This is a genomic window from Bartonella sp. HY328 (assembly GCF_025449335.1).
Taxonomy (GTDB): Bacteria; Pseudomonadota; Alphaproteobacteria; order Rhizobiales; family Rhizobiaceae; genus HY038.
Genome location: NZ_CP104883.1, coordinates 3,051,377 through 3,077,858, shown reverse-complemented (window position 1 = coordinate 3,077,858; position 26,482 = coordinate 3,051,377). Strand labels below are relative to the sequence as shown.

The window sequence follows — 26,482 nt, the reverse complement described above, 5'->3', positions numbered from 1 at the left end:
AAGAATGATTTTAAAATGGCTCGCTTATGCGGGCCATTTTTGTATGTTTGGGCATTTTTGGAAAATGGGTATAGTAATTTCGCGTTCAAAATGCGTAGATCTAAGGTTAGCTCCGATGGCATATCGAGTTTAACGAGGCGTAATTTTATCTCAAAATAGTGCATTAGTGAATTAAATTGATTTTAGCTGGTATTTTGGCTTGTTAAAAAAAATAGCTTGTATTATAAAACTTAACTATAATAGTCTAGTTTTATGCTGCATCGTCTTGTTTGCCAAAAACAGCTTTTGTAAAAGTTGATAGGCTTGGCTTCATTATTCCCCAGCGGTTTTGACGCAAAATGCGGTAAAATTTATGAGAGCATAGTGCGTTAATTTGAACGATATGCCCCACATGGAGCTTAAATGGGCGTTGTCATTAATTTTTTTGATTACTATGAAAAGCCGCAAACACCATTAGAGGCAACGGCGCTGCTTGAAATTGCTCGCTTTCAACGCCCTTCAATTTATGAATTTTTAAAATCCCAACCGCAAGGGGCAAGTTTTGAAGGGGTAGAACTTCCTGATTCCTTTATCTTTGATGCTGGCACTTATCAGGATGGCGCAATTATTGATAAGCAAAGCTTAGAAGACTATTTACAACGGGAAGCTATGGGCATTTTGCCTTTCATGCGGCGAGCCGCCCAGCATCCTGATGCTAATAGTCTTAACGAATTTTATAACCGACTGACAATTGATGTTCACAGTCACGATATGCTGTTTTTACTGGTCGATCTCGTCAATGAAGATGATTCAATTGGTATAGATGAATTGCGCAGTTTGAGCCTTTGGTTAATTAAAGCCAGTCCTGATCGGCTTGGCGTTTGTGCGGGTCTATTATTACTTGGCCTTGCGTCACCAAGATCATCAGATAAAGCATTTCTAATGCTGCTTGGCAGCCATGAAGCTTTTACCCTATTTGCCTTTATTGTGTTGATGGAAATCCATCCCAATGAGCAGCATGATTATATTGCATGGGAGTTAGCACGGAAAACCCATGGCAAGGGGCGATTATTTATAATGGACCGCCTTGTTGGCACTAATAATAATGAAATCCGTCATTGGTTATTATGTGAGGGCTATAAAACGGCATGTTCACAGCCGATCTGTGCCTTAAAATGCGCGACCAAATGTGGTTTGGTTCACGCGCTGGAAGCTTTTGAGCCTGATGATAAATTATTGATGGCAGCGGCTGGAATTTTAGCCGTTCTTATGCAGCCTGATGAGGATGGCGATTATCTCATTGCCTTTTTCATTCAAGGCACTAAGGCATTATCTTTATTGGTGGATAGTGCTGAAGAAGCAGCTATTAAGGATGTTTCATTATTTAAAAATCTTCTTTGCATTAAATCATTGCTTGAAGAAAATAATCAAGAAAAATGGCAAAATCTTGAGCGACTTGGTTGGTCTTTGGAGTTTCGGCAAAAAACCGTTGCTGCTATTAATCTTATGGCACGACGGCAGGGATGGAAAGCCCAAATTTTACGTAAATTACAATTTGGTGATGATGCAGAATTTGCAAGTGCTAGCGATGCTGCGCCTTTTATGCATATTGATGCTTGGCCGTATTATTTTGAACGCCAACGCGCCTTACCGCAAATGAATTATTGGTCTATCCTATTTGATACCGATAATGATCAATTTTTTGATGCGGCGGTTTTATTGGCTGAAAATCAGATTTTACTACCATGGCTTAACCAAGAAAACGTGATTGAAAGCCCCCAATGGTCACCTTTTTTGTGTGATTTATTAAAGGCTGTGCTAGAAAAACTTCATCAATTCCCAAGACGGGGCGAAAAATGGCTAGATCTCGCTTTAATGGCACCTGATAGACATTGTCATAACCTTGCCGTTAATATCTTAGCTAAGTGGAAAAGCTTAAGCGCTGATACGCAATAATAAACTGGCTTTTTAAACGTAAGGCCTAGTTTATCGGTAATTTTAGTCCTGTAATCTTGTCATTGCTAATGCTTGTCGGTGACTTTCGCCCCAATGTGCCATTGCGTTCAATATGGGTTCAAGCGTTTTACCGCGTTTTGTGAGGCTATAGTCGACCCGTGGCGGAACTTGCGCAAAGATTTGGCGCGACACAATGCCTTGTTCCTCCAGCTCACGTAAATTGGCAGTCAGTACTTTTTGCGAAATATCGCCAATGCTTTTGCGTAACTGTCCAAATCGCTTAGTGCCATCAAGCAAGTCTCGGATAATCAACGGTTTCCAGCGATTGCCGATAATAAGCAAGGTAATTTCAACAGGACATGGCGGTAGCGGAAGCATTTTATACCCTTAATTATATGAAGGCTTTTATCGATAGTATCTTTTAGTAACCTATATAACAAAAAGGTGCCTACTTTACAATAGATCCTATCATGTTATGGTTTACCCAAAAAGGAGTATTCATCATGAAAATAGCAATTATCGCTGCCAATGGCCGTGCAGGGCAATTATTAACAAAAGAAGCTTTGGATCGTGGTCATGATGTCACCGCGATTATCCGCAAAGGCGTCGCCTCTGATCCACGTGCAAAAACTTATATAAAAGATTTGTTTGATTTGACCTATCAAGATTTAGCCGATTTTGATGTTATTATTAATGCTTTTGGAGTCTTTACCCCCGATACATTAGACCAATATCAAACCTCGCTTGCGCATCTTGCTGATATATTAGCTGGCCATCCTAATCGTTTGCTGATTGTCGGTGGGGCAGGGAGCCTTTATTTGGATGAAAGCCATACGACGCGTTTGGTTGATAGTCCGGATTTTCCAGAAGAATATAAGCCTTTAGCACTTTCTATGGCCACCGCGCTGGACGCACTTAAAAAACGCCATGATGTCAACTGGACATTTTTAAGCCCAGCAGCTGTCTTTGTTGCTGATGGTGTACGCACTGGAAAATATCAAGAAGGCGGCGAAGAGTTTATCGTTGATAGCAACGGTAAAAGTGAAATTAGCTATGCCGATTATGCCATTGCAATGATTGATGAATCAGAACAAGGCAATCATATTAAACAGCGTTATACAGTGATTTCACAATAGTTGCGCGACACAATTTTGTTCCAAGATTTAATGAGGAAATGGCCGTTTAACGCCCCTTCCTCATTTTTCATCACAATCGAGCATAATTCTACCGCGTGTCAAGTCTTTGAGATAATCCATAAATGCTAGGTAGTTGCTGGCTGGCATTTCAAGCTCTAAGTCAACGCCATTAGCACCAAAATCTTGAGTTAAAACCATTGCCTTATAATTTGCTAGTCGGTTTTCAACAATTGGCCATTCGGAAAATTGCAATTGGATTTGGCATTTTGCCATTGCAATTATTTCCACAAGTTCGCCTTGTTGCAAGCAGCGAGCTGCACCACCGCCATAAGCACGCGCCAAGCCGCCAGTGCCAAGCTGTATGCCGCCATACCAGCGGGTGATAATAATGGCAACCTTATCGCAATCACGCCCTTCAATAGCATTTAAAATTGGCTTACCAGCAGTGCCAGTTGGTTCTCCATCATCGCTAAAGCGATAGGCATTGCCAAATTTCCATGCCCAACAATGATGGGTTGCCTCTTCACTGGCCTTTAATTGTGTCAGCATTGTATCAAATTCATCCAGCGAAGCAATAGGAAAAGCTCGGGTTAAAAATCGACTTTTTTTAATGTCTTCTACAATTTCGGTTGGTTGGGCAAGGGTAAATGGCATGGCTTTTAACGCTGCGTTCTTTCATTTTGATGTTAAGAAACATGTTGGCTTTATACTTATATAGACTCTTTTTCTAAGAGCCACAAAAACTATGCGCCTTTTTGAACTGGTTTCTAATGCGTAAAGCAATTATTTTAACTTCAAGACCAGTGGGAAAACGTTAATAAAGCATGTTATTGTACGCCAATTTTTATTTCATAATTTGTAAAACGGGTATTTTCCAGCCGATGCAAAGTTTTGGCGACCTTTGCATATTGGGTCCTGAGCGGTTGAAGAGCAATTTTACCTTATTTTTTCTAATTTGTTACTGTGTTTTTATAAAATTGTTCGCAATGTCATATTGCTAATTGTTGGCAGCAACTTTTTTGTAAGCCTGTTTTTGCCTGTGCTTTATAATGGATATCCAATTTATATCGATAAGACCCATTTTATACGCTATGGAGCCGCCGAAATTGGTAAGAGATTTGATTTGTTTGGAAAAATTACCAATGCTGCTGATAATTTTAAGCATTATGATTTTAAAACGTAAAATAACAGGTAAGCGTTAGCTAGGTAAAGCAAGGGCTTGCGTCTGAAAGCTTAAAATACAAAAAAGCGTTTTATCAAATAGATAAAACGCTTTTATTAGATTATCGGTTACAATTCTTCATTAGTCGTATTTTTGATGAACAATTGCGCCTTGGCCGTTTAGATAAAGTTTGTAATGGGCACCATTCTTGTCGAAAACTTCAGCTTTCCAACCATCATGTTCAGTTTCAATTTCACGAATGATAAAGCCTTGGTCTTCAAGGCTCTTGACCATTTGTGACCAAGAAATACGGTTCATGGTTTGCGCTGCCATTGGGGCTTGCTGCATACCGATAGGAGCTTGTTGTTGTACGCCAACAGGAGCATTTTGTGCCATAGCTGGCAGGCTTAAGCTAGAAACGGTCATTGCAGCGATAAGAGTAAGAGCTGTTAGTTTTTTATGTGTAGTCGCCATTTTTGATCTCCTTTGGTTTGATGATTGATGTTTTAAATGAGTCGTGCTGACGCTGCCCTAACTTCTGTCGTCAGCATTCTGTCAGTTTAAAAAGTGCATGATACAAAAATGGTTAGATTATTTTATATCACAGTTTTTATTGCTCTTATAGGAGTGATTTATCCAGCCTATTCAGGTAATGATCAAGAGGCGGCGCGGCAAGCCTTGGCGCGCGGTGAAATTATGCCGTTGACGCAAATGCTTGGTTTTGTTGAAGCAGCATTTCCAAATTCAAGCGTTATAAAACTTGAATTTGATGAAGAAGATCATCTCTATATTTATGAATTTAAAATTATTGATTCATCAGGCATAATACGTGAAATAGAAATGGATGCCAAAACTGGCCAAATATTAAAAGTCGAGATAGACGATTGAAAGTTCTTGTTGTTGAAGATGATGCTATTTTGCGCAATGATGTGTGTCTCGCGTTAGAACAGGCTGGCTTTGCGGTTGATAGTACCGATAATGGTGATGATGCTTGGTTTAAGGGTGAAACTGAAAATTATGACGGTATTGTTCTTGATCTTGGCTTACCTGTTAAAGATGGCTTAACCGTTTTAAAGTTATGGCGGCGTGCTGGTGTAGTGGTGCCGGTTATTATTTTAAGTGCGCGTGGCAGTTGGATTGAGCGGGTGGAAGGCATTGACGCAGGAGCAGATGATTATCTTGCCAAGCCTTTTGAAATGTTAGAATTGGTTGCGCGTTTGCGTGCGCTTATTCGTCGTTCAGTTGGGCAAGCAGATCCAATATTACAGATTGGCAATATCGCTGTTGATACACGTTTGATGCGGATTACCGTTGATGGGCGTAATGTTGATTTATCGGCGCTTGAATATCGTGTTGTGCAGTTTTTGGGTTTACACAAGGATCGGGTGGTGACGCCAAGTGAGCTCGCCGAACATATTTATGGTGATGTTGATGCGCGCGATCCCAATGCATTGGAAGCATTATTAACAAGGTTGCGCCGTAAAATTGGTGCAAGTGCTATTGAAACAAGACGCGGACTTGGTTACCGCCTAACTGGACAATAGCTATGAAAGCTTCATTGCGATTGCGGCAATTTATAGCCGGTTGTATTGCTATTATTATCGCATTGGCTATTTCATTTCTTGGTTTTTCCTTGCTTTTTGAGCGCCATGTCGAGCGGCGGTTTTCGGTACAGCTTAATAATTGGACCGAGACTATCGCTGCTGGTATATCGTTAAACAATGAAAACAAGATTGCCGTTAATCTGCCCTTTGTGATCCCAGATTTTGAAAAGCCCTATAGTGGTCTTTATTGGCAAGTGATTGATAAAAGCAATGATGATATTATAAGATCGCGTTCACTATGGGATTTAAATTTACCACTAGCTGAAAAAAATGGTCGTTCTGGTGGCTATTTGATGGTGGTTCGTAAAGTTGTATTTCAAGGGCATCCTTTGCAAATTGAAATAGCAATTGATGAACAGCAAATTATTAAAGCGCGCAATGAATTTGCTGCAGATCTTTCTATTTATCTTATTATACTTGGTTTAGTTTTATCGGTTTTGTTTGGGGTGCAAATTGTCTTTGGCTTGAGACCTTTAGCTGTTTTGCGTAAAAATGTTGAAAAGATAACCAGCAATACGAATGAGCGTATGACACCGAATTATTATAAGGAATTGCGCCCATTGACTGAAACGATAAATCGCTTATTAGACAATAGAGCGCAAAGCATTGATGAGGCGCAAAAGCGGGCGGGTGATTTGGCCCATGGTTTAAAATCTCCTTTAGCTGCTTTGCGCAATTTAAGTAGCCGCCTTGATGAACAAAATAATAAGGAGGCTGCAGTGCTTTTGCGTGATTTATCGCGGGGTTTGCAACGCCAAATTGACCGCGAGCTTCATCGCGCTCGCGCCGAAATTTCTGCTCATAAAGGTAAATTATCCAGTAATCTTGGCGAATTATCGCGGCAATTGGTACGTGTTTTGTCGGCAACTTCCTATGGTGAAGCTTTAGAATGGCAAAATAATATTGATGACAATGCAATTATGCCTATCGATGTTGCAGATCTTGCCGAGGCGTTAGGAACAATCCTTGAAAATGCCGCTCGTCATGCCAAACAAAAAATTATTATTTTTCAACCAAATGCTGAGCAAATTATTATCGATGATGATGGCGAAGGTATGGATGAAGAAAGGCGCAAGTTAGCATTGCAACGCGGCGTGCGCTTTGATGAAAGGGCGCAATCTACGGGTCTTGGTCTTGCAATAGCCGGTGATGTTCTTGCACCTTATGGTTTTGCCATGCGTTTAGAGGACAGCCCTTTGGGTGGATTACGGGTTATTATTTTTCATAAATAAATCTGATTGACCATTTAAAAGGCAATAATATAGTACTATTTAATGTAAAACATATATTTTTGGAAAAGGTCTAATCTAGCTGATTGCATAGCAAGATCAAAGATGTTAAAAGAGAATTATGAGTTACAATAGGTTTTTATTGAAAAATACACTTATTAGGCAATTAGCCATTACGCGCTTGGACGTGCAGGATCATAAACTGCTACCAGGTCGCTTTGTTGTGTATTTTTCAGGCTCATCATTAAGCCGACTTATGGTCTAGCTTTTTTACTTGTTCAGTCAAGTTTTACAAAAGGCTATAATCTTGACCTTTGGCTTTTTGATAAATTCAATTTTCCTATTTAAAAAATGAGCCTTAATGGCCAAATAGAGCCCTAGAGGCGAAAAGAATGGACATGAAAATGAGTGCACCGCGTACGCTCTACGACAAAATTTTTGATAGCCATATTGTCGATCGTCAAGAAGATGGCACCTGCCTTCTTTACATTGACCGCCATCTCGTGCATGAAGTCACTAGCCCGCAAGCATTTGAAGGGTTGCGCATGGCAAAACGCAAAGTGCGCCATCCAGAAAAAACCTTGGCGGTGGTTGATCATAATATTCCAACTTCGCCCGACCGTGTCAATGGCATTAAAAACGAAGAAAGCCGCATTCAGGTTGAGGCGCTTGCTGCCAATACGGCTGAATTTGGCGTTGAATATTATTCAGAACGTGATGTTCGCCAAGGGGTTGTGCATATTGTAGGACCAGAGCAGGGCTTTACCTTGCCAGGCATGACTATTGTTTGTGGCGATAGCCATACTTCAACCCATGGCGCTTTTGGTGCTTTGGCTCATGGTATTGGTACATCGGAAGTTGAACATGTTTTGGCAACCCAAACCCTTATCCAGAAAAAAGCTAAGAATATGCTTGTGCAGGTCAATAATAAATTGCCTGATGGTGTATCGGCAAAAGATCTTGTCCTTGCCATTATTGGCGAAATTGGTACCGCAGGTGGTACCGGCCATGTGATTGAATATGCTGGCGAAGCCATCGAAGCGCTTTCGATGGAAGGACGTATGACCATTTGTAATATGTCGATTGAGGGTGGTGCGCGCGCTGGTCTTATCGCGCCGGATGAAATTACTTTTGAATATATTAAAGGCCGCCCACGTTCACCAGAAGGTAAGATGCTTGAAGATGCCATTGCCTATTGGCAAACTTTAAAAAGTGATGAAGGTGCAGTTTACGATACAGTAATCACGATTGATGCAGCGAATTTAACACCAACGGTTACTTGGGGGTCATCACCTGAAGATGTCATGCCAATTAACGGTGTTGTGCCAAATCCTGATGATATTGCAGATGAAAACAAGCGCGCCTCCAAAAAACGCGCTCTTGAATATATGGATTTAAAACCCGGTATTCATATGACTGATGTTGCTATTGATCGCGTGTTTATTGGTTCATGTACTAATGGTCGTATTGAAGATTTGCGCGCTGCCGCTTCTATCGCTAAGGGCCGTCATGTTGCGCCAACTGTATCAGCAATGGTGGTGCCTGGATCTGGCTTGGTAAAAGAGCAGGCAGAACAAGAAGGCTTGGATAAAATCTTTATCGAAGCTGGTTTCGAGTGGCGTGAACCTGGTTGCTCTATGTGTCTTGCCATGAATGATGACCGTTTAAAACCGGGTGAGCGTTGTGCATCAACCTCTAACCGTAATTTTGAAGGTCGCCAAGGATATAAGGGGCGCACTCATCTTGTGTCACCTGCTATGGCTGCCGCTGCAGCAATTGCTGGCCATTTTGTTGATGTGCGTGAGTGGCAATAATCTATAAACTTTTATGATTGATAAAAAGCGGCTCATTGGGCCGCTTTTTTTATGTTTTTTGATTTTAAGTATTTATTATATATGTATTTACAAATATTTTAATTTATAATATAATATTGATATAATTATGTTTTAGCTAATTTAATTAGCGATAAAATAAACGATTAGCTGATATATATATTATCAAATGTTAAAGTTACAGCGCTAACTCCTCAAGCTAATATGTGGCAACGTAGTGTGAGCTAACCTCTATTTGTATAATATAAGAAATGTTTTGTTTAGGGAGTGTAACAAGCGAAAAGTAAGCGCGGAAATTTCTGTTAGTTTTCTCATCAATAAATATGCGAGGGACAATCATGAAATGCTTTGTAAAATATGGTATTGCAACTTTTTTCTTTGTTATAATGTTTATGGGTAATCCTCAATTTGCTCCGGCTCTGAATTTATCCTCACCATCCATATCTATTTTTTCGGGACCATCAACAGCTTATCCTATTATATCAAAAATTCCTAAAGGAACCAATTTTGATATTAAAGCATGCAATGCTAAATGGTGCCATATCACAACCAAAACCATTAAGGGGTGGGTTGAGAAAAAGAAAATATCGAAGGAAGTGGCTGTCAATAATTATCACAAAAAAACGGTAGATGGCTATGTTCAAAAAATTGGTAAAAATAAACAGTCGATTATTCGTAATTCAACTGCTGTGTCAAGTTTGCAGATAAGTATTACAATTATTCCTGTTTCAAAATAAAATGCTTACCTTTACGGTATTGTGCCATTAAAGGTAATCTAAGCAAAATTTCACTTTGATACAAACCAAAGCCTATTTGGTTTATCTCTTTTAAGATAGGTTTTTAGTATTTAAATTATATAAGTTTATATTTAAAAAATCTGGAACCTTTTGCCGGCTAAGCCGTTATGATTGCAAGAACGCTGACAAATGGCAAAAAAAGCCAACCTTTACTAAAAGGCAGCTTAAACAATTAACCAAACAACCCTGGAAGAATTTAATAACAGGAAGCCAAAAGCCTTTCCCGTTAACAATCTAACCTTGTCAAAATTTGAAGCATTTAAGCGCGAAACGAGTTTTCGCGAATAGAGAAGCTTTGTTTAAATTCATGGGTTTGAGCGGTTCTTCCATAAAAATTTAAGGATAAAGATCATGAACCGTTTTGCAAAATCAATCATCGCTGCTTCAACTCTAGCAATCGCAGTTATTAGCGGCGCACTTTGCGCACAAGCAACCACAATTTCAGCCCCTGCTTTATCATTGCATAATGCACCTGCATCAAGTGCAGCTGTAACAAGCAATATTGCTAAGGGGACACAAGTTAATGTTGGTGTTTGTAATTCAGCTTGGTGCTATGTAACTGCTGGCAACCAAAAAGGTTGGGTTGAAACCAACAAGCTTTCAGGCCAATTGGCTGCAGCAAATAGCCAAGCTCGCTCAATGAGTGCTGGTGGTGCAACTGGTAGTGCTGGCGCAACAGGTGGCCGCACTGCTTCTGCTGGCTTAAACATTTCAATCACTATTGTGCCTGAACAATCAGAAGCAAAAGCTGCTAATCACAATCGCATCAATGTGGCTAAAATTGCACCACAACATTTGCGTTAAGAATTTCACCAATCCCCGTTAGCTATAATCAAGCTAACCACTTGGCCTATCTGATTTCATGATCGATCAGATAGGTCTTTTTATTAAGCGTTTGTAACTTTAAGATTAGTTATCTGTAACAAGGCCATAGATGGTGCTTGATCGACCACCAGAACGACAAAACGCAAGCAGCGGCTTTTCAGCCTCAGCAATGGCATTACGCATGGCGTCAAGATCTTCCTCAGCAATACCCATAGGCACAACTGGAATATAATAGGTGGCTATGCCTGCAGCATCAGCAGCTTTTTTGATGTCGGCAAAGGATGGTTGATTAGCTTCCTCGTCATCAGGGCGATTGCAAATAATCGTCGCGATGCCAAATTCCTTTAAAGCAGCCATATCTGTTGGTTCAATTTGACCGCATACATAAACACCATCATCAATTGGCTTGATCTTCATAAATTTTCCTAACTTAGTTCCGTTTCAATATTTGCTTAATACTCAAACTCTTGAAAAAAGAGAGTAAAAACCAAGGATAATGTAAAAGATAATTTATAATATTTGATTTTAATTTTTAATAAGATAGCGTATTTTAACGCTGTTACAAGAATGATTATTAAATAGTTTAATTCACTAACATTTACAGCTTTATTTTATATTGATTTTATATTCTATGTCTTGCATATATTCATCTTCCATGGCTGCCTCATTACCAATAAGGCCCTTAAAATGTAAATGGTGTTGCCCTTCGCTTAGCGGGTTCAGCAATATCCAATAACCATCGGACGCGTAATGGTCTTCATCGCCGGGGATTGTAAAACAGCTTGTGGTGGCCGCACGAGTTCCATCAAGTTTTTGACCATCAACTTCGCTGAGCATTTCTCTCGCGCTATTAATGGCAGCATTGACTTCTTTTTTTAAGTCATCGCAAGATAAGCCGTCGCCAGTATCCCAACGCATGATGCTGATGACTGGAAAAAAAATATATTTATCCTTAGGGATAATACAGTTGCGTGTTACCTTGTCGAAGCTATAGCTAGGAGCAAGAAAAAAGACATCGCCTGACTGAGCATAATTGCAATGCGCGCCAGTATCATCCGCAAGCGGATCTAAATCATCAGGAGCATTGGTAACCCATTGCCACCAACGTATGGAAAGTGTGCTTAAATCTTCGCCGTTTGCAGTGTTAATACTGGTAAGGGGTGTTGAATTTGCAGGTGCATTAATATTAAAAAATCCAATACTCAATAAAAGGACTGCATAAAATAATTTCATCTTGAAAAATCCCTGATCGATTGATTGGCTATTGATCTACTTTAAATCAAATATTTGCGAAGTGGAATTGGCAATTAACGAAATCAAGTGGAAATGTATCAATGCGTGTTGTGGTAAGGGTGTATTGTGGTTAATTGCTGTCTTTTTAATGGGCGTCATAAAATGTATGCCTCGTAAATCAAAATTGATTGTGAATTTGTTCAACATTATGTGATTATAAACTAAAGTTAAAAAAAATGTTTTGACAGCGCTATGTATTTGTCTTTATGTCCCGATGTGGGGACTAAAACTAAAATATGGATTTAGCCTTTTGACACCAAAAAAATAAGCCCTGTTAGAACAGGTAGCATCATAAAAACTACTTTCACATATATTAGAAGAATGAACGCCAATAGTTGCGCAATATTGGCAACTTGAGAATTGCTAAAACTTGTCTGCCGCGAATGCAAGTCTGAGGGGCTTGCATTTGCAATATGTGCTTCCGTTTTTTGGGTTTTCTGGTTTCGTCCGATTTGAGGGATAATAATAGAATGAAAAATATGGAGCAAATAAGTTTTATTAAAAATTGCTTGGCTGTCAGTCTTTTACGTGCGCGTGAAATTATCACTCGTGATTTGCGAAGCATGCTTGCAGAATTTGATATGACTGAGCAGCAATGGCGCGTTTTACGCGTTTTGCGAGAAGAGTCGCCTCTTGAAGCGACGGAGCTTGCTAATCGATCTTGTATTCTTTCACCAAGTCTTACGCGCATATTGCGGACCCTTGAAAAGCGCGATTTTATCATTCGCGAAAAAGACCCATCTGATAGCCGGCGATCCTTGCTTGCACTTTCGAGGGAGGGAATAGAGATGATAGATAAGATTACCCCAGTTGGAGAGGCAATTTATGGTGCATTTGTCGAGCGGTTTGGGAAGGAAAAATTTCAGCAACTTTTGACACTTCTGCACGAAATTGAAGAGATGCAATCTTCGTAAAGATTGATTTTCTAAACTTCTCAAAATGATCGTGTTGAGGCTTTTCATAATCTTAGTTAACACTAAGTGCTTCAATTGAATTTGGAAAGCTGGTATATTACTAAAATCTGTAACAAAAAGGAAATTGGCGTGACTATAAAAGATGTAGTGCTTATCGCATTAATGGCGGCCTTTATCATTGTACTTGGTTTTATACCGGCTTTTACTATTCCCTTCATTCCAGTGCCAATTACCACGCAAAGTCTTGGGGTTATGCTTGCCGGTGCTTTATTGGGAGTAAAGCGCGGAGTTTGCGCCATTTTAATCATCTGGATTTTGGTTGCCGTGGGTTTGCCGATTTTGTCGGGAGGCCGTGGTGGTCTTGGCGTTTTTATGGGCGCTACCGCAGGTTATTTCGTTGGCTGGGCTTTTGGCGCTGCGGTTATAGGTTTTTTATTTAATCTCTTTCGCAATAATATTACACCTGTTAAGGAAATTATTGCACTTATACTTGGCGGTATTTTCACGGTTTATTTCTTTGGTATCGTTTGGCTATACTTTTGGTCGCGCATTATGGCAATTAACACAACTTTGTGGCAAATAATTTTAGCCAATCTAGCTTTTATACCCATAGATCTTGTTAAAGTCGCGATTGTTTTTGGTATTTTAAAAGTGCTGCATAAAGCGTTGCCAGGTCAATTTGGATCTGATGCAGCTAAAAAAATTGATGACTGGAAAAAGATATTTGATTAAATTTCATAAAATTAAGGCGTCTGCATTGTCGCAATGCAGACGCCTTTTATCTTAAGAAATAATTGTAAGGTTTGACTTTAGGCTGTCGGTGTGACCTATTAAGCTGCTGCAGCTTCTGCTTTTAAAACTTCCAAAATATTTTGTGGTGATGATGCACCATAAGGATCGCTATCGCAATTATCGCTCAAGCCTTCTTCTTCAAACCATTGTTCAATAGTACCATTATTGATAACCGCAGCATAACGCCATGAACGCAAGCCAAAACCAACATTATCTTTGCGCACTAGCATGCCCATTCTGCGGGTAAATTCGCCAGAACCATCTGGAATAAGTTTAATGTTTTGCACGCCTTGCTGCTTGCCCCATGCATTCATGACAAACGCATCATTGACTGAAAGGCAATAAATAGCATCAATGCCAAGCGCTTGAAAATCAGGATATAGTTTTTCAAAATCAGGCAATTGGAAGGTTGAGCAGGTTGGGGTAAAAGCCCCTGGTAGAGAAAAAAGAATAACACGCTTATTTGCAAAATAATCAGCTGATGTCACATCTTGCCAACGGTAAGGATTAGAGCCCCCGATTGATTCATCGCGAATACGAGTGCGAAATGTAACATCAGGAACTTTTCTACCGATCATCATAATAAATTACTCCTAAAGATTATAATAAAAAATAGCCTTACCTGCAAAACAGAAAGGTTCATCAACGCAATAAGGCTATTGGAAAATGGTTAGTCTAATAGCTGCATTATTAACTAAATTTTTGATTATAGTCAAAGGATTTTAGTATATTTAGAATAAATAAAAAATGTAATCTTAGCCGAGTGAAGACCGATAATCTGGGCTTATGGTCGTTATAATTTAAAAATATAGTCGTTGTCTTATCGAGGATTTTCTATTTGCCTGTTTCGGTAATTTTTATGATCATTATTCAAAAAATCCGGCAACCTCCACCGATAAAAAGCCAACCTTAAAGAAGATAACGGCAAAAAAGCCAGCAGTAATCAATATTAATAAAGTGCATTACTAAAAGGTGCAATAACTGTGGCTTAATATCATATTGGTATTTTGTTACGCTTAAGCTATTATGCTATTTAAGTTGAATTTAAAAACTGGATAATTTTATGTTACAGCGTATTAAAACAGAGCCATTTTCTGATCAGAATCCTGGAACTTCTGGGCTTCGTAAAAAAGTAAGCGTGTTCCAGACCAAGAATTATGCCGAAAATTTTATTCAGTCAATTTTTGACTGTGTGGGAGAAAAAGCCGGAGCCTTGCTCATTGTTGGTGGAGATGGGCGTTATTATAATCGTGAAGTTATCCAAAAACTGATTAAAATGGCCGCTGCCAATGGTTTTGAAAAATTAATGATTGGTCGTGGCGGCATTTTGTCTACGCCAGCAGCTTCTCATCTTATTCGAAAGTTTAAAGCACTTGGTGGAATTATTCTGTCGGCCAGCCATAATATGGGTGGACCAAATGGCGATTTTGGCATTAAATATAATATTGCCAATGGTGGTCCGGCACCTGAAAAAGTCACCAATGCCATATTTGCGCGATCCAAAGTTATTGATGAATATTTAATTGAAGATAGTGAAGATATCGATCTTGATGTTACTGGACATTACCTTATCGGTGATATGGTGGTAGAAATTATTGATCCGGTTAAAGATTATGCGGATCTCATGGAAGAGCTCTTTGACTTTAATTTAATTAAAGCCAAGGTTGGCGAAGGGCTTACCATACGCTTTGATGCTATGCATGCAGTTACCGGTCCCTATGGTCTTGAAATTTTTGAAAACCGCTTAGGCTTTGCCAAAGGCAGTGTGGTTAATGCCGTGCCATTGCCTGATTTTGGCGGCCATCATCCAGATCCCAATCTTGTGCATGCCCATGATCTTTATGAATTAATGTTGTCGCCAAAAGCGCCAGATCTTGGCGCAGCATCTGATGGCGATGGCGACCGCAATCTTATTATTGGCCGCGATATATTTGTAACGCCGTCTGATTCTTTGGCCGTTATTGCTGCCAATGCCAACCTTGTAAAGGCTTATAAAGATAAGGTGAGCGGTATTGCACGCTCGATGCCAACCAGTGAAGCGGCAGACCGTGTTGCGGAAGATCTTAAAATCAATATGTTTGAAACGCCAACAGGATGGAAATTTTTTGGCAATTTGTTAGATGCTGACAAGGTTACTTTTTGCGGTGAAGAAAGTTTTGGTACAGGTTCTAACCATGTGCGTGAAAAGGATGGTCTTTGGGCTGTGCTATTTTGGCTTAATATCCTTGCAGCAAGTCAAAAAAGCGTCAAGGAGATTATTGGTGCGCATTGGGCGCGTTTTGGCCGCAATTATTATTCGCGCCATGACTATGAGGAAGTTGATACAAAAGCTGCTCAAGACCTTATGGAGACATTACGTAATAGTCTTACAGCCCTTGTTGGCAAAGAGTTTCAAGGTTTAACCATCAGCAAGGCTGATGATTTTTCCTATCATGATACTATTGATGGTTCGGTGAGTGCCCATCAAGGTATTCGTATTTTCTTTGATGGCGGTGCACGTATTGTGTTTCGTTTATCGGGTACGGGTACACAGGGCGCGACTTTACGTCTTTATATGGAACATTATGAGCGTGATGCACAAAACCATAATCTTGATACGCAAGTTGCCTTGGCTAAGCTCGTCTCTATCGCTAATGAGTTAACCGATTTGCATACCAAGCTTGGTCGCGATAAGCCCAGTGTAATTACTTAATCAAGTGTTACTATGTAATTAAATTTATTATAATTAAATGATATAAAAATAAACATATTCAACAGCTTAAATTTTTTGGTTTTGCTGTTGAATTAATAGAGTTGCAAAAAAAATATCTCAATTAAAAGCTCTGAAAATTTAAGTTTAAACCTGTGGGAATTGACAAAGGTTATCATAATTTTGTTATGGATGGGTTATTTTCTAATAAAATTTTTGCCATTTGCTTGAAGAAAAGTTAAAGCTATGGCATAGGCTCAAGACAATATTGCATTGTTTAAAATACAGGGTTTAAATACAGGAACTTGTCAATGACCATCAATGGTCTTGTGACAAATGATAGAGTTGGGGCAAACAAGAACGTGACGACAACAGAAAATCAAAATAAGACTAAAGGCTTGTTGAGTGGAAAGCGCGGTATAGTATTTGGTCTTGCAAATAATCGCTCGATTGCTTGGGGTATTGCCAAAGCAGCCCACGATGCTGGTGCTGAACTTGCTTTCACCTATCAAGGTGATGCCATGAAAAAACGGGTCGAGCCGCTTGCTCAAGAATTAGGTGGCCTAGTGTGCGGTCATTGCGATGTTTCCGATGCTGCAACCATTGATGCTGTCTTTGACGTGATTGCTGAAAAATGGGGCAAAATTGATTTTGTCATCCATGCTATTGGCTTTTCTGACAAGGACGAGCTTACCGGCCGTTATGTCGATACTAGCGAAGCAAATTTTGCCATGACCATGAATATTTCGGTTTACTCGCTGACGGCGATTGCCCAGCGTGCCGAAAAATTGATGAATGACGGTGGTTCAATCATCACACTCACTTATTATGGTGCTGAAAAAGTTATGCCTAATTATAATGTTATGGGCGTTGCAAAAGCTGCACTTGAAGCAAGTGTAAAATATTTGGCTGTTGATCTTGGTCCAAAGAATATTCGCGTAAATGCGATTTCTGCAGGTCCTATCAAAACTCTTGCGGCATCAGGTATTGGTGATTTCCGTTATATTTTGAAATGGAACGAATATAATTCACCATTGCGCCGTACTGTTACTATTGAAGAAGTGGGCGATGTTGGTGTCTATTTCATTTCTGATCTGTCGCGTTCGGTAACCGGTGAAGTTCACCACGCGGATTCTGGCTATCATGTCATTGGTATGAAAGCCGTTGATGCGCCAGATATTTCAGTTATCAAGGACTAAAAATAAAAATTCCTCTATACTGCATGCGTCTTAGTCTATAAAGTCGCATGCAGAGCTATAAAGAGGAGATTTCTAGCCATGCTTATCTATTTTTCGCGACACGGACAAACGGATTGGAATGTGTCTGGTCGTATTCAGGGACAAGTAGATCAGCCGATCAATGATATAGGTCGCGCACAAGCCAAGGGCAATGGCATAAAACTCCATAATCTTATTGGTGATGGTGAAGGATTTGATTTTGTTGCAAGTCCACTTGGTCGCACGCGTGAAACTATGGAGCTAATCCGCGGCGCCATGGGGCTTGATCCTCAAGCCTATCGCCTTGATGATTTATTGATGGAACTTAATTTTGGTGACTGGCAGGGCTTTACGGAAAGCGAAATTGGGGTTGAACATTCAGAACTTTTAGCAGCCCGCGCTAAAGATAAATGGAATTTTTTACCCCCCGGTCAACACGCAGAAAGCTATGCTATGCTGCGCAATCGTATTGAACAATTTATGTCCAATGTGCGTGATAAAAGCGTTGTGGTAACCCATGGTGGCTGTATTCGTTCGCTTTTTAACATTTATGGCGGTTTGAGTGAAAAAGAAGCCTCTAATGATTCTGTGCCGCAAGACCATATTTTACGCTTTGAAGATGGTAAACTTGACTGGATTTAATGCTCGAATATCAAGACAAGTTTATATCGGTTAAGGTTTTTAAAAACCTTTTGCATTTTATCGCAAAGATTACGCTGGTAAATTGCGCATCGTCTTGCAAAACAATGCGCTAAAAGCTAAATGTGCAGGATAAGAATTTTTTCATGGATAAATACTGTCTTATTTTAATAAAGATAGTTATTCCTTTGGTTGGTAATATTTATCAATAATTGCTTATTTGATTGGAATTTTTGGGATGACGAAACGCCTTCTCACCTTATCACTCGTAACCGCCTTTTGTGGGTTGGCTTTAGCAGGTTGTGGTCGTAAAGGGCCACTTGAGCCACCACCATCTTCAATAATTGAAAATGCTAATGGTGAAAAAGTACAAAAACCAAGAGAAGATAAGCCTTTTATTCTTGATGGTTTGATTAAGTAGTCGGATTTTAAGCGTGGATTATTTCAAATATAAAGACGGCAAGCTTCATGCTGAAGATTTGCCACTCGAAACAATTGCTGCCAAGGTTGGTACGCCATTTTATTGCTATTCGGCTAATAGTCTGCGTAAGAAATACCGCGATTATGCAAAGAGTTTTGCTGGCTGTAATGCGTTAATAGCCTATGCCTTAAAAGCCAACTCCAATCAGGCAATTTTAAAATTGCTTGCCAATGAAGGGGCAGGGGCTGATGTTGTTTCGCAAGGCGAGTTACGCCGTGCATTGGCAGCTGGTATTATCCCGCAAAAAATTGTTTATTCTGGCGTTGGTAAAACCATTGAAGAAATGGACTATGCGCTATCGCAAGGCATTTATTGTTTTAATGTGGAGTCAGAACCTGAGCTTATACAGCTATCGCAGCGCGCGACAGCCATGGGGAAGGTGGCGCCTATTTCAATTCGTATCAATCCCGATGTTGATGCAAAAACCCATAAGAAAATTTCAACTGGAAAATCAGAAAACAAATTTGGCATTCCGCTAAAAAATGCGCGTGAAACTTATAATTTGGCATCAAGCCTGCAAGGTTTAGCCATTCGCGGTGTTGATGTGCATATTGGTAGCCAGATTTGTGATCTTGAACCTTTTGATAGTGCCTTTGCTATTACGGCTGATCTTGTTCGCCAGCTAAAAAATGATGGTCATGATTTACATCATGTTGATGTTGGTGGTGGTCTTGGTATTTCGTATCGTTTTGATAATGATCCACCACCCTCAACTGATGATTATGCGGCAATTGTAAAAAAGCACATTGATCCACTTGGTGTTAAAATTATTTGTGAACCCGGCCGCCATATTGCTGGCAATGCTGGCATTTTGGTAACTTCAGTCATTTATTTAAAAAAAGGCGATGGCCGCAATTTTCTTATTGTTGATGGCGCAATGAATGACCTTATTCGTCCAACGCTTTATGATGCATGGCATATGATTTTGCCGGTTAATCAACCAGCGCCAAGTGACGAATTTATTCGTGCCGATATTGTAGGTCCTGTTTGTGAAACCGGTGATTATTTGGGGCTTGATCGTATTGTACCCAAATTAGGCCCTAATGATCTTTTGGCTGTTGCCAGTGCTGGCGCCTATGGTGCCGCGATGTCTAGCACCTATAATACAAGACTCTTGGTGCCAGAAGTTTTGGTAAGCGACAATGAATTTGCGGTTATTCGCCCTCGTCCTACTTATGAGGAATTGCTAGCGGCTGATAGCGTGCCTGATTTTTTAAATATTTAACGCAATGCCTCTAAGTTAGTTGGCTGCTAATTTTACAATTTCTATTGTTATAGTGTTTTTTTTAAAGGGTTGTTTTTTAATGAAATGACCCTTTAATTTATATATTATTTAGCTTAAATTATAAAATATTCATTTAAAACAATGAATTAATAATTCACTGAAATGTGTTTTGGTTTTTATGATATTTTATCATAGCCTTCAATAATACTAGAAAAATGATAATTATATTATCATGATTATGGTGACAATGCAGATCGATTGAGATCAAAATATAAGAATATGTGCATATTGCAAGTCAATTAAAATAACCAGATATAGTTTCTAACGTTATATCAACATATAGCATTAACTATTAAGCTTAATACACTTAAATTAACAATAGCATGTAGCTTGATATCAATTATAAAATCAAGCAATAGAATAAACCAATATTTATAGATCAATAAAACAAAGATAAAATTGAACCTTGGAGGTGGCAGAATGAAAATTTTGCCAATGGTTGATTTTTGTCTAATGGAGGATTTATGAGCGAGGTTGGTAAATCAAATTACTGGCGTACATTAGTGGTTCTTTTGTGTTTAGGATGGGTGATGATATGGATTTATCGCTCTATTTTGACACCAATATATCCGCAGGTCATGGCAACACTTGATTTGCACAGCAATCAAGAAATTAGCCTTATTTATAGCGCTTATTTTTTTACTTATGTCTTATTTCAAGTGCCTGCTGGTATCATTTCTGATCGACTAGATAAAAGATATGTTTTGGGTTTTGGCTTTCTTATTTTTGCCGTAGCTATATTTTTCATGTCACGAACGCAAGGTGCATCACTTTTTTATCTTGCTAGTGCAATCGCTGGCATTGCTGGGGCCTTTTATTATGGTGCGGCCTTTGCACTTTCTAATAATGAAATTCCAAAACAAAAGCGCAATATAGCCAATGCTATTATCAATAGTGGCACTGCAATTGGCATCGTTATTGGTCTTAATGGTGCAAGCTACGTCGTTATTGTAAATGGTTTTAATTGGCAAAATATGTTAGCTATAGTAGCCGTCATTGTTTTTATCACCGCTATTATTTTTCTAATTAAAATTCGCGATCATAACCAAGTTAGCAAGCAAACCAATGTTTCCACTGCGCAGTTGAGTGAGCAAAAGGCAAGTGGCAATTATTTTACCTTGATGAAGGTTGCAATTTATTTTGCATTGTTTTGCAGTGCCTATGCTTATTTTATGGTGATTTCTTGGCTGCCAAATTTCTTACAAAATGAACGCGGTTTTGTGGGGGGTGGAGCAGGCCTTATTTCATCAATGGTGGCTATAGCATCACTGCCCGGTGCTTTGTTCTTTGCAGCGATTGCCGATAGGTTTAATCATCGGCGCTTTATTATTATGGTGTTTTTATTGCTTATTGCCGCACTCGCATTGTTCCTTGCGGTTTTTGTTAGTAATATTACAGTCATCGTCATTTGTCTTGTTGCATATGGTTTTTTTGGTAAGCTAGCGCTTGACCCTTTGCTTATTTCATCCCTTTCAGAAATATCTAATAAGTATAAGCTTGCAACATCATTAAGTATTTATAATTGTTTCGGCATGTCTGCTTCGTTTATCGCGCCATTTTTGGCAGGCCGTATTGCTGATCAAATGGCCACTATCGCTTCGGCTTTTTATCTTGCTTGTATTATTTTGGTTTTGGGTGCCGTGGGCTTTACCGTTGCGGTTGTCATGACAAAAATTCGCTCTAGCAATGTTTAAACGCGTTATGAATGTATTTAGAATAAGGAGGATATAATTATGAATGTTGATAAACATGACTTAAAGACATTAATTTCTAATAAGCTTCATGCCGCGGGCTTAAAGCGCGAAGATGCTGATATTATGGGTGATGTGTTGGTGTTTGCCGAGCAACGCGGTATCCATTCCCATGGTAGTGTTAGGGTGGAATATTATAGTGAAAGAATATCCAAGGGCGGCATTACCATTGAACCCAAAATAAATTTTGAGCGCACAGGCCCTTGTAGTGCTATTTTGCATGGTGATAATGGGCCGGGTATGGTGTTATGCAAGCGCGCGATGGAGGAGGCAATTACAATAGCCAAGGAATCTGGCATTGCAGTTGTTGGCGTGCGTAAAATGAGCCATAGCGGTGCGATTTCTTATTATACTAAAATGGCTGCGGAAGCTGGTTTAGTTGCACTTGCCGTGTGCCAATCTGACCCCATGGTTGTTCCCTATGGTGGCGCTGACATTTATTACGGCACCAATCCCATATCATTTTCGGTGCCGGCAGGCGATAAGACCATGAATTTTGATATGGCTACATCCGTGCAAGCTTGGGGTAAAATTTTAGATATGCGCTCACGAAATCAACCAATTCCTGACACTTGGGCGGTGGATAAGGATGGTAAGGCTACCACTGATCCACATAAAGTTAAAGGGTTGCTCCCCATTTCTGGTCCCAAGGGTTATGGATTGATGATGATGGTGGATGTGCTGTCAGGTGTATTGATGGGCTTGCCTTTTGGCCGCGATGTAAGTTCGATGTATGCAGATTTAAGTAAAGGGCGAGATCTTGGTCAATTACATATTGTCATTAATCCTAAGTTTTTTGGTGATGAAAAGTTATTTATTAAAAATATTCAATTGGTGATGCAGCAACTCGATGCTATTCGCCCTGCAGAAGGGTTTAAGCAAGTTATGTATCCTGGTGAAATTGCTGATATAGAGCAAGCGCGCACTGATCGCGAGGGTATAGACATTGTTGATGATATTTATAATTATCTTATCAGTGATAAAATCTATATTCATTCTTATGATCACAAAGACCCTTTTGCCGATTAAAATATTAAAATTATACAATTTGGGAGGATAATTGATTATGACAAAAGTAACCTATGCAGCACCTCATGGCGGTCTTGCACCGCAAAGCCAATTATTAACCGGTCGCGCCGTATTTAAAACCGCCTATGCATTTATACCAAAAGGCGTGATGAGCGATATTGTTACCAGCCCGTTGCCCTTTTGGGAGAATACCCGCAGCTGGATAATTTCGCGGCCAATGAGTGGCTTTTCCGAAACTTTTTCGCATTATATTATGGAAGTTGGCCCTAATGGTGGTAGCGCGCAGCCAGAGCTAGATAGTCATGCAGAAGGGGCGCTATTTTGTCTTGAGGGAGCTTTTACCATTACTGTGTTGGGAAAGGATTACCCTATGCGTGAAGGTAGCTTTGCTTATATTCCGGCGGGTACAAAGTGGCAGTTAAAAAATGGGAACGACACAGCGGCTCGTTTTAACTGGATACGTAAATTTTATATCGAAGTTGAGGGGATGGAAAAACCACCATTTTTAACGATGAATGAGCAAGATATCACCCCGGCTGCTATGCCAGATACTAATGGCGCTTGGGCAACAACTCGTTTTGTTGATGTGGATGATATACGCCACGATATGCATATTACCATTGTAACCTTACAGCCTGGTGCAGTCATACCCTTCTTAGAAACCCATATTATGGAACACGGGCTTTATGTGTTGCAGGGTAAAGGTGTTTATAGATTAAATGAAGATTGGGTGGAGGTGGAAGCTGGTGATTATATGTGGCTACGTGCTTTTTGCCCGCAAGCTTGCTATGCAGGCGGCCCACAGCCATTTCGCTATTTGCTTTATAAGGATGTTAATCGCCATGCTCATCTTGGTGCATCGGCTTTTTCGCGTCTATAAATATTAAATCCCTTGCAAGTGGGTGAATTTTACCCACTTGCAAGGGGTCTTAATTTAATGAATAAGGGGCCTGCCGATAGACACATATTCAATATCGATATCTTGAATATCTTCGCTTTTATAAATATTGCGCATATCAATTAAAACATTGCCCGTCATTAGCTGTAATATTTGCTTAAGGTCTAAAGCGCGATATTCATTCCATTCAGTTAATATAACGGCAATGCCGCAATCTTTCGCCGCTTCATAGGGCGAGTGACACCACTCGACATTGGCAAGCTTATCTTTAGCCTGATCCATGGCTTCAGGGTCGTGGGCCTTAACCATAAGTCCGGCCTTTTGTAATAGCGGAATAATATCAAGGGCAGGGGCTTCACGTATATCATCAGTGTTCGGTTTAAAGGCCACACCCAAAATAGCAATTTTAGTTACGTTGTTTTTTCGGGCGATGTCAATGATACGCTCAGCCATTTTGGCTTTTCGTTGTTCATTAATGTCAATGACCGTTTCAATAAGTTTTTGCGGTGCATCATAACGTTTACCTGTTGCGGCAAATGCCCGAGTATCTTTAGGAAAACATGAGCCGCCAAAGCCTGGGCCTGCATGTAGGAATTTGGAACCGATGCGTTTATCCATACCCATGGCGCTAGCCACATCTTGGATATTGCCACCTGTCTTTTCACAAAGATCGGCAAGTTGGTTGGCAAAGGTTACTTTCATCGCTAAAAACGCATTGGCTGCATATTTTATAAGCTCGGCATTTTCAAGCGATGTGAATACTACAGGTGTTTCACGTAAAGATAATGGGCGGTAAATACGGCGCATCGCTTCACGACCATTTTCATCAAGAACACCAACCACAACTCGGTCTGGGTGTAAAAAATCCTCAATAGCAGAGCCTTCGCGTAAAAATTCAGGATTAGATACCATTGAAAAATCAATGTCAGGACGCTGCTTTTTCATGCGTTCATAAATAATGCGATTGGTACCAACAACAACAGTTGACTTGATAACGATAACAGCGCCTTTTTTGATGCATTGGGCGACTTCGTCCGATGCTGCTTCAATATATTGCAAATCAGCTTCACCATCGCCACGCCGTGACGGTGTGCCAACTGCAATAAAAACAACATCGGCATCTTTTACATGATGGGCTAAATCAGTTGAGAAGGTTAAGCGACTAGCACTGACATTACGTTCCAAGATTTCTTTAAGGCCGGGTTCAAAAATTGGAATTTCACCCTTTTTAAGTCGCGCTATAATAGCTTCATTTTTATCAATGCAGGTAACATTAAAACCAAACTCGGCAAAACAAACACCAGAAACAAGTCCGACATAACCTGTGCCTATCATAACAATTTTCATAAAATTACCTTATAATCTTGAATGTTTTTGGTATCATGCAAAAACAAAATGCATGTTGTTTTGTGTTGATGCTATTCTTATACAATGTCAAAAATTTTACATCAATAAATCTTTGGTTATTATATTGAAGCGTTGGTTAAAAAGCCTTTTAAACTATCTGCAAAATTATAGAATTTTGGGGGAGAAATAATCAATAGCATTGTAACCGTTTGCTTTGTAATTTTGTGTACTATCGGCTGATAAGCTTAAAAAATAGCGTTTAATGATTGCGCACATAGCCACGTACTATCGAATAGATTTTTTCATGCTACTGTTACAAGCAATGATATATATTCGTGTAAGTTTTTGATGGTATTTCAATGTGAATGAAATAGCACTTCATTGTTGGGGGATAAAATTATTTGTTTGAAAGCAAGGTACAAGGCTTTCAGCAAAAATATCAACGCAATGTTCCCAAGTGAAGTTACCTAAAGCGCGTTCAGGATCCATTTTACCCATATTAAGTGCTTGCAAAGCAGCTTGTTGCAAATTTTCAGATAATACGCCAGCTTTTGTGCCTTTTACCACGTCAAGGGCGCCAGAAACTGGAAAGGCGGCAACGGGTAAGCCGCTTGCAATGGCTTCCAGCAATACTAGACCAAATGTATCCGTGCGCGATGGAAAAACAAAAACATCAGAGCCAGCATAATAACGAGCAAGATCTTTGCCATGTTTCTTGCCAACAAAGACCGTATCCTGATATTTAGCCTTAAGGTTTGCAAGCGCTGGGCCATCACCAACGATTAATTTGGTGCCAGGCAGATCAAGCGACAAAAAAGCCTCCAAATTTTTTTCAATCGAAACTCTGCCAACATTTAAAAAGATTGGCTTTGGCAAGCCAAGGTCAACTTCCGGCATCGGATGATATAGCGCGCGATCAACACCGCGAGACCATATTTTAAGATTACTAAAACCGCGCTCAGCCAAAATATCATAAATGGAACGGGTGGGTACCAGTGTTAGAGCCGCCTTGTTATGGAAGCGCCGCATCATAGCATAAGTGAGTGACAAGGGGACTGGAAATCTTTCAGCGACATATTCAGGAAAGCGGGTATGAAAACTCGTGGTAAATTTCCAACCGTTCCAAAGGCAAATGAAACGAGCAAGCAAACCCAATGGCCCTTCGGTCGCGATATGGATGGCATCGGCTGACATAGCTTTTAAGCGGCGCGAGAGGCCAATAGGTGAGGGTAATGCTAAACGAATTTCCGAATAGGTTGGGCATGACATGGAATAATAGTCAGAAGGGGCAATAATCTCTGTCGCAATGCCTCTTTTAGCAAGGCCGGAGATGACATTTTCAAGGGTGCGGACAACGCCATTTACTTGTGGCAACCACGCATCTGTAACCAGTGCAAGTTTCATGTTACTGCCTTATTTTGTCACGTTGGCACTTTTACAACCAATTTCATGACGATTGAAAATGATTTAAACGAAAATTTTGCGGAAATAACTGACCATTATGCAAATTGCCCCTAGTCTTTTGGTAAAACACAGCCAAATCCAAATTGCTTGCTTTCAATTTTTATTCACTTTTATAAGGTCTAAAATGCCCGATTTTCTTGACAAGTTGCTTACACTTTGATGA

General features: G+C 39.9%; 26 protein-coding genes. 18 read left to right on the top strand and 8 right to left on the bottom strand.

Translation table 11 applies throughout. The features are described 5' to 3' along the window. Positions 1-402: 402 nt before the first annotated feature. Positions 403-1,935: a hypothetical protein gene (locus N5852_RS13090; protein WP_262098203.1), complete on the top strand. Its 1,533-nt coding sequence runs from the start codon at positions 403-405 to the stop codon at positions 1,933-1,935. A gap of 42 nt (positions 1,936-1,977) precedes the next feature. Here the strand turns inward: N5852_RS13090 and N5852_RS13085 are convergent, their stop codons facing one another. Then, on the bottom strand, positions 1,978-2,313 hold the full coding sequence (locus N5852_RS13085; protein WP_262098202.1) for a winged helix-turn-helix transcriptional regulator: 336 nt from the start codon (positions 2,311-2,313) through the stop codon (positions 1,978-1,980). Between the two features lie 125 nt (positions 2,314-2,438). Between N5852_RS13085 and N5852_RS13080 the strand changes: the two genes are divergently transcribed. Further along, positions 2,439-3,071, top strand: coding sequence for an NAD(P)-dependent oxidoreductase (locus N5852_RS13080; protein WP_262098201.1), 633 nt, complete (start codon positions 2,439-2,441; stop codon positions 3,069-3,071). 60 nt (positions 3,072-3,131) lie between these two features. Here the strand turns inward: N5852_RS13080 and N5852_RS13075 are convergent, their stop codons facing one another. Continuing rightward, positions 3,132-3,725 carry an IMPACT family protein gene (locus N5852_RS13075; protein ID WP_262098199.1) on the bottom strand — a complete coding sequence of 198 codons (594 nt, stop codon included), beginning with the start codon at positions 3,723-3,725 and terminating at the stop codon, positions 3,132-3,134. A 649-nt stretch (positions 3,726-4,374) separates the two neighbouring features. Then, the gene (locus N5852_RS13070; protein ID WP_262098198.1) at positions 4,375-4,707 is read right to left on the bottom strand and encodes a PepSY domain-containing protein; all 333 of its coding nucleotides are present in this window, start codon (positions 4,705-4,707) and stop codon (positions 4,375-4,377) included. Between the two features lie 108 nt (positions 4,708-4,815). On the opposite strand from N5852_RS13070, the gene N5852_RS13065 reads away from it, so the two are divergent. The 6 genes from N5852_RS13065 to N5852_RS13040 all read left to right on the top strand — a co-directional run bounded on the left by N5852_RS13065 (position 4,816) and on the right by N5852_RS13040 (position 10,499). After that, a complete protein-coding gene (locus tag N5852_RS13065) occupies positions 4,816-5,121 on the top strand; it encodes a PepSY domain-containing protein (RefSeq protein ID WP_182417835.1) in 306 nt (101 codons plus the stop codon). After that, positions 5,118-5,777 carry a response regulator transcription factor gene (locus N5852_RS13060; RefSeq protein WP_182417834.1) on the top strand — a complete coding sequence of 220 codons (660 nt, stop codon included), beginning with the start codon at positions 5,118-5,120 and terminating at the stop codon, positions 5,775-5,777. Before N5852_RS13065 ends, N5852_RS13060 begins: the two co-directional genes overlap by 4 nt. Before the next feature lie 2 nt (positions 5,778-5,779). Then, complete coding sequence (locus N5852_RS13055; RefSeq protein ID WP_262098197.1) at positions 5,780-7,069, top strand: ATP-binding protein; 1,290 nt, start codon at positions 5,780-5,782, stop codon at positions 7,067-7,069. Between the two features lie 401 nt (positions 7,070-7,470). After that, a complete protein-coding gene (gene leuC, locus N5852_RS13050) occupies positions 7,471-8,880 on the top strand; it encodes a 3-isopropylmalate dehydratase large subunit (protein ID WP_262098196.1) in 1,410 nt (469 codons plus the stop codon). Between the two features lie 356 nt (positions 8,881-9,236). Further along, positions 9,237-9,635 carry an SH3 domain-containing protein gene (locus tag N5852_RS13045; protein WP_262098195.1) on the top strand — a complete coding sequence of 133 codons (399 nt, stop codon included), beginning with the start codon at positions 9,237-9,239 and terminating at the stop codon, positions 9,633-9,635. A gap of 411 nt (positions 9,636-10,046) precedes the next feature. Then, complete coding sequence (locus N5852_RS13040; protein WP_262098194.1) at positions 10,047-10,499, top strand: SH3 domain-containing protein; 453 nt, start codon at positions 10,047-10,049, stop codon at positions 10,497-10,499. Between the two features lie 105 nt (positions 10,500-10,604). Here the strand turns inward: N5852_RS13040 and N5852_RS13035 are convergent, their stop codons facing one another. Together N5852_RS13035 and N5852_RS13030 are read right to left on the bottom strand one after the other, a co-directional pair. After that, a complete protein-coding gene (locus N5852_RS13035) occupies positions 10,605-10,937 on the bottom strand; it encodes a protein tyrosine phosphatase family protein (protein WP_262098193.1) in 333 nt (110 codons plus the stop codon). A 189-nt stretch (positions 10,938-11,126) separates the two neighbouring features. After that, positions 11,127-11,753, bottom strand: coding sequence for a hypothetical protein (locus N5852_RS13030; protein ID WP_262098192.1), 627 nt, complete (start codon positions 11,751-11,753; stop codon positions 11,127-11,129). A 530-nt stretch (positions 11,754-12,283) separates the two neighbouring features. Here N5852_RS13030 and hpaR point away from each other — a divergent pair. Both hpaR and N5852_RS13020 read left to right on the top strand, forming a co-directional pair. Continuing rightward, positions 12,284-12,727 carry a homoprotocatechuate degradation operon regulator HpaR gene (gene hpaR / locus N5852_RS13025; protein ID WP_262098191.1) on the top strand — a complete coding sequence of 148 codons (444 nt, stop codon included), beginning with the start codon at positions 12,284-12,286 and terminating at the stop codon, positions 12,725-12,727. Positions 12,728-12,856: 129 nt separating this feature from the next. Further along, entirely contained in the window at positions 12,857-13,459 is a 603-nt protein-coding gene (locus N5852_RS13020) for a biotin transporter BioY (RefSeq protein WP_262098190.1), read from the top strand. Between the two features lie 98 nt (positions 13,460-13,557). Here the strand turns inward: N5852_RS13020 and N5852_RS13015 are convergent, their stop codons facing one another. Beyond that, positions 13,558-14,097, bottom strand: coding sequence for a peroxiredoxin (locus tag N5852_RS13015; protein ID WP_262099774.1), 540 nt, complete (start codon positions 14,095-14,097; stop codon positions 13,558-13,560). Positions 14,098-14,582: 485 nt separating this feature from the next. On the opposite strand from N5852_RS13015, the gene N5852_RS13010 reads away from it, so the two are divergent. From N5852_RS13010 to N5852_RS12975, 8 genes are all read left to right on the top strand, one after another. Further along, the gene (locus N5852_RS13010) at positions 14,583-16,211 is read left to right on the top strand and encodes an alpha-D-glucose phosphate-specific phosphoglucomutase (RefSeq protein WP_262098189.1); all 1,629 of its coding nucleotides are present in this window, start codon (positions 14,583-14,585) and stop codon (positions 16,209-16,211) included. A 308-nt stretch (positions 16,212-16,519) separates the two neighbouring features. Then, complete coding sequence (gene fabI, locus N5852_RS13005) at positions 16,520-17,407, top strand: enoyl-ACP reductase FabI (RefSeq protein ID WP_262098188.1); 888 nt, start codon at positions 16,520-16,522, stop codon at positions 17,405-17,407. Positions 17,408-17,485: 78 nt separating this feature from the next. Next, a complete protein-coding gene (locus N5852_RS13000; protein ID WP_262098186.1) occupies positions 17,486-18,067 on the top strand; it encodes a histidine phosphatase family protein in 582 nt (193 codons plus the stop codon). A 235-nt stretch (positions 18,068-18,302) separates the two neighbouring features. Continuing rightward, positions 18,303-18,485: an LPS translocon maturation chaperone LptM gene (gene lptM / locus N5852_RS12995; RefSeq protein ID WP_262098185.1), complete on the top strand. Its 183-nt coding sequence runs from the start codon at positions 18,303-18,305 to the stop codon at positions 18,483-18,485. 13 nt (positions 18,486-18,498) lie between these two features. Beyond that, a complete protein-coding gene (gene lysA / locus N5852_RS12990) occupies positions 18,499-19,770 on the top strand; it encodes a diaminopimelate decarboxylase (RefSeq protein WP_262098184.1) in 1,272 nt (423 codons plus the stop codon). A gap of 524 nt (positions 19,771-20,294) precedes the next feature. Further along, a complete protein-coding gene (locus N5852_RS12985) occupies positions 20,295-21,524 on the top strand; it encodes an MFS transporter (protein ID WP_262098183.1) in 1,230 nt (409 codons plus the stop codon). Positions 21,525-21,563: 39 nt separating this feature from the next. Beyond that, positions 21,564-22,610: an ureidoglycolate dehydrogenase gene (allD, locus tag N5852_RS12980; RefSeq protein ID WP_262098182.1), complete on the top strand. Its 1,047-nt coding sequence runs from the start codon at positions 21,564-21,566 to the stop codon at positions 22,608-22,610. Positions 22,611-22,647: 37 nt separating this feature from the next. After that, the gene (locus N5852_RS12975) at positions 22,648-23,490 is read left to right on the top strand and encodes a bifunctional allantoicase/(S)-ureidoglycine aminohydrolase (protein WP_262098181.1); all 843 of its coding nucleotides are present in this window, start codon (positions 22,648-22,650) and stop codon (positions 23,488-23,490) included. A 54-nt stretch (positions 23,491-23,544) separates the two neighbouring features. On the opposite strand, the gene N5852_RS12970 is transcribed toward N5852_RS12975, so the two are convergent. After that, the gene (locus N5852_RS12970; RefSeq protein ID WP_262098180.1) at positions 23,545-24,855 is read right to left on the bottom strand and encodes a UDP-glucose dehydrogenase family protein; all 1,311 of its coding nucleotides are present in this window, start codon (positions 24,853-24,855) and stop codon (positions 23,545-23,547) included. 378 nt (positions 24,856-25,233) lie between these two features. Next, positions 25,234-26,259 carry a glycosyltransferase family 4 protein gene (locus tag N5852_RS12965; RefSeq protein WP_262098179.1) on the bottom strand — a complete coding sequence of 342 codons (1,026 nt, stop codon included), beginning with the start codon at positions 26,257-26,259 and terminating at the stop codon, positions 25,234-25,236. Positions 26,260-26,482 lie beyond the last annotated feature (223 nt).